Annotated in this window: 5 protein-coding genes; all 5 read left to right on the top strand. The window is 58.0% G+C overall.

Going from position 1 to position 3,908, the window contains the following annotated elements; translation table 11 throughout:
• On the top strand, positions 1–1,043 hold a 1,043-nt coding region (locus QZ766_RS07235), incomplete at its 5' end, for a methionine aminotransferase (RefSeq protein WP_297199481.1).
• Positions 1,044–1,046: 3 nt separating this feature from the next.
• Positions 1,047–1,820 (top strand): transporter substrate-binding domain-containing protein, encoded by a 774-nt coding sequence (locus tag QZ766_RS07240; protein WP_297199485.1) that lies wholly within the window; start codon positions 1,047–1,049, stop codon positions 1,818–1,820.
• Between the two features lie 511 nt (positions 1,821–2,331).
• Positions 2,332–2,673: a hypothetical protein gene (locus QZ766_RS07245; protein ID WP_297199488.1), complete on the top strand. Its 342-nt coding sequence runs from the start codon at positions 2,332–2,334 to the stop codon at positions 2,671–2,673.
• 23 nt (positions 2,674–2,696) lie between these two features.
• Entirely contained in the window at positions 2,697–3,041 is a 345-nt protein-coding gene (locus tag QZ766_RS07250) for a hypothetical protein (protein WP_297199491.1), read from the top strand.
• A 221-nt stretch (positions 3,042–3,262) separates the two neighbouring features.
• Positions 3,263–3,908 (top strand): glucan biosynthesis protein (locus tag QZ766_RS07255; RefSeq protein WP_297199493.1); only part of this gene is annotated, 646 nt, incomplete at its 3' end.

The raw sequence follows: 3,908 nt of genomic DNA on the forward strand, positions 1-3,908 counted from the left end.
GCGATCCGCAGCTGGTTGCGGGCGTAACGCGCGCAATGGAGGCCGGGCACAATCAGTACGCGCCGATGACCGGCCTGCCGCTACTGAAGCAGCGGATCGCCGATAAAATTGCGGCGCTGTACGGTACGCGCTACGACCCAGACAGCGAGGTGCTGGTGACCGCCAGCGCCAGCCAGGGGCTCTATTCCGCCATCAGCGGGCTGGTGCGCCCCGGCGATGAAGTTATCTATTTCGAACCCTCTTTCGACAGCTATGCACCGGTCGTGCGGCTGCAGGGGGCGACGCCGGTGGCGATTAAGCTCACGGTACCGGCATTCAGCATTGACTGGGACGAAGTTCAGGCGGCCATCACCCCGCGCACCCGGATGATTATCATCAATACGCCGCACAATCCCAGCGGACAGGTGCTGGGCGCTGGCGATCTGCAGCAGCTGGCGGCCCTGACCCGCAATACGGACATCATCATTCTGTCGGACGAAGTCTACGAGCACGTGGTTTTCGACGGCGAGCCGCACCGCGGCATGGCGACCCATCCGCAGCTGGCGGAGCGCAGCGTGATTATCTCCTCTTTCGGCAAGACCTATCACGTCACCGGCTGGCGGGTGGGCTACTGCGTCGCGCCGCAGGCGCTGATGGCGGAGATCTGCAAGGTGCACCAGTTTCTGATGTTTTCCGCCGACACGCCGATGCAGCACGCCTTTGCCGATTACATGGCCGATGCCCAAAGCTGGCTGTCGCTGGCCGCGCTGTATCAGCACAAGCGGGATCTCCTCGTGTCCCTGCTGAAGGACTCGCCGTTTCGCCTGCTGCCGAGCCGCGGCGCGTTCTTCCTGCTGGCGGACTACGGCCACTTCAGCCAGGAGGCCGACAGTGACATGGTCAAGCGGCTGATTGTGGATCGCGGCGTGGCTACCATCCCGCTGTCGGCGTTTTATGCCGACGGCACGGACAATAAGCTGATTCGCCTCTCTTTTGCTAAAGACGACGCGACGCTGCGCCAGGGTGCTGCGGCGCTATGTCGCATTCAACCTCGTCAGGAGTAACCGATGAAAATAGCAACACTGATTCTGGGCATGGGGTTTGCCTGTTCGCTCTCCGCGTTTGCCGGCGGCGAGCTGCGCTACGGCGTTGAGGCCGAATACCCGCCGTTTGAAAGCCGCAACAGCGCGGGAGAGCTGGAAGGATTCGATATCGATCTCGGTAACGCAGTATGTAAAGCCGCAGAGTTGAAGTGCAGCTGGGTCGAGGGGGCGTTTGACGCGCTGATCCCGGGGCTGGCGGCCAAAAAATTTGACGCAATTAACTCGGCGATGAACATTACCGACCAGCGGCGCAAAAGCATCGATTTTACCCAGCCGATATACCGTATTCCGTCCCAGCTGGTAGGGAAAAACGGCAGCGCTGTTCAGGCCACGGCGGACGGGCTGAAGGGAAAAACCATCGGCGTGCTGCAGGGTTCAATTCAGGAGACGTATGCCAAAGCGCACTGGGAGCCGAAGGGCGTCACCGTGGTGTCTTATAAAGATCAGAATATGGCGTGGGCGGACCTGCTCAACGGGCGTATTGACGCCTCGCTGGTGATGTCAGCCGCCGGGCAGGCAGGATTCCTCAGCAAGCCCCAGGGCAAGGGTTTTGGCTTTATTGGCGCGCCGGTGGTGGATGATGCGATCCTCGGCAGCAGGATCGGTTTCGGCCTGCGCAAGGGGGACGAGGCCACCAAACGCCAGCTGGATGCCGCCATTGATAAGATCCGCGCCGACGGAACGATAACCCGCCTGGCGGCGAAATATTTCCCGGGTATTGACGTCAGCGTCAAGTAATCCGCCCCCCGCCGCGGGGGCTTCCGGGCGGGGCAGGCTGCGGTTGAATCCCCGTCCGCCTCAAAAACGTGGGCGCGTCTGAGCAGGGCGCGCTGTTCTCACGTCATTATCCAAACTGCCGGAACGCAGACACTCCTTACTAACCTCCAGGTAAGATTTTATAGATTCATCCACTTGTCGCCGGAATACAATTTAAATACCTCCGGTAATATATTATATAAATAAAGATTCTATTATTGCGACGCAATATATCTGGTATCTTCAATGTGTTCCTGCTGACAACATAAATTATTGTCTTTTGCTAAACGCATATTTAGCGCAGTCCGTGTTTCTACGTTCTGCCAGCGTCAGCGGAGCCAGTGGCCGTTATAATAAACGGGCCAGAATGATGTTAATGATTGTCATGCAGAACATTAAAGACTCAAATTTCCGCCTTATATTTTTTGGATATAAGGTTGGTGAACGGAGTGATTCTATTTTAATTCATCAGGCAAAACACAGGGAATACAGCATGAGAGAAATTAATGCTTTTGAAGAGAGTCAGGTTGCGGGCGGCACCGGCGTCCTTATCCCGGTAGGCGCTATCGGCGGCGGGCTTATCGGCGGTGCAGTGGGCGCCGTAGGCGGCGCGGCTGCGGGGCTGGTGGGTGGCGCAGCGCTGGGCGCAGCGGCGGTACTCAGCGTACCGGCAGCAGGTTATGCGCTGTCCACCACCGGCGCGGTGATTAAATCCCAGAGCAACGGCATTGATATCCCCGGCGGAATATCGGCGTTTTTCGATAAAACGCACCAGTTCATTGGCGAACAGGAAAATACCTGGGGCGCGCTGCCAAAACAACTTCTCGGGCTGTAATATACCCTATATCAGAGGTCACTATGATTAAAGAATTAGAACTTCACGAACTGGAAATGGTAAGCGGTGCGGGTCTGGGTGATTCGCTGGGCAGTATTATTGGTGCAATTACGCATCCTGCGTCGAATAATGGACTCTATAATCTTGGCGATGTGCTGGAAAAAACCGGCGATGGGCTGAGCGGCCTGTATGGCAATATCGGCCAGGCCGCGCCGAAACCGCTGCAGCCGGCTGTGCCGTGGGCCATTCTGGGAGGCGGTACTGCTGCCGGTGGCGCAGCGGGTGCCGCAGGCGGCGCAGTGGCAGGCGGACTTCTTGGCGCGCTGATTGGCGGCGTGCTGGGCGGCGCAGCGCTTTCTCCAATTTGATATATCAGGCCCGACGCGGCTGTGGTTGCGCCGGGCCTGTTTTTAAACACCTTCAGATACCTCCGTTTTTTAACTGTTTCAGCCTGATACGCTTGCAATGATTTATTTCCGTCTTCTCCCTGTTTTTAACCCGCCGGTCATTGGATTATCAGATTTTTTTGTCTAGAGTGGGCCCTCTGTTCGTTGCCCCTGAACTCTTTTAGAAGGACGCTCTCTCAGGTATGAACCGCAGACATTTTCTTAAATCCTCAATGGCCGTAGCCGCCGCGTGCGGTGCTTCCGGCGGAATCGCCTCTCTGTTCTCTCAGGCTGCAATGGCAGAAGACGCCGGTATTGCTGATGGCCAGACTCGCCGCTTTGATTACTCCGTGTTACAGACCATGGCCGAAGATCTGGCCCGCCAGCCCTGGGGCGGTGCGCCGAAAGACCTGCCGAAGACGCTCGCCGAGCTGACGCCGCAGGCTTACAACAGCATTCAGTACGACGCCGGGCATTCGCTGTGGAATAACATTGAAGACAGGCAGCTGGATATTCAGTTTTTCCACGTCGGGATGGGCTTTCGCCGCCGGGTACGGATGTTCTCGCTCGATCCCCGCAGCCAGCAGGCGCGGGAAATCCACTTCCGTCCGGAGCTTTTCAAATACAACGATGCGGGGGTCGATACCCGCCAGCTTGAAGGGCAGACGGATCTCGGCTTTGCCGGTTTTCGCGCGTTTAAAGCGCCGGAGCTGGCGCGCCGGGATATTGTCTCCTTCCTCGGCGCCAGCTATTTCCGCGCGGTGGACAGCACCTACCAGTACGGCCTGTCGGCCCGCGGGCTGGCGGTAGATACCTTTACCGACACCCCGGAAGAGTTCCCGGACTTCA

It is taken from the genome of uncultured Pluralibacter sp. (assembly GCF_913775985.1).
Taxonomy (GTDB): Bacteria; Pseudomonadota; Gammaproteobacteria; order Enterobacterales; family Enterobacteriaceae; genus Pluralibacter.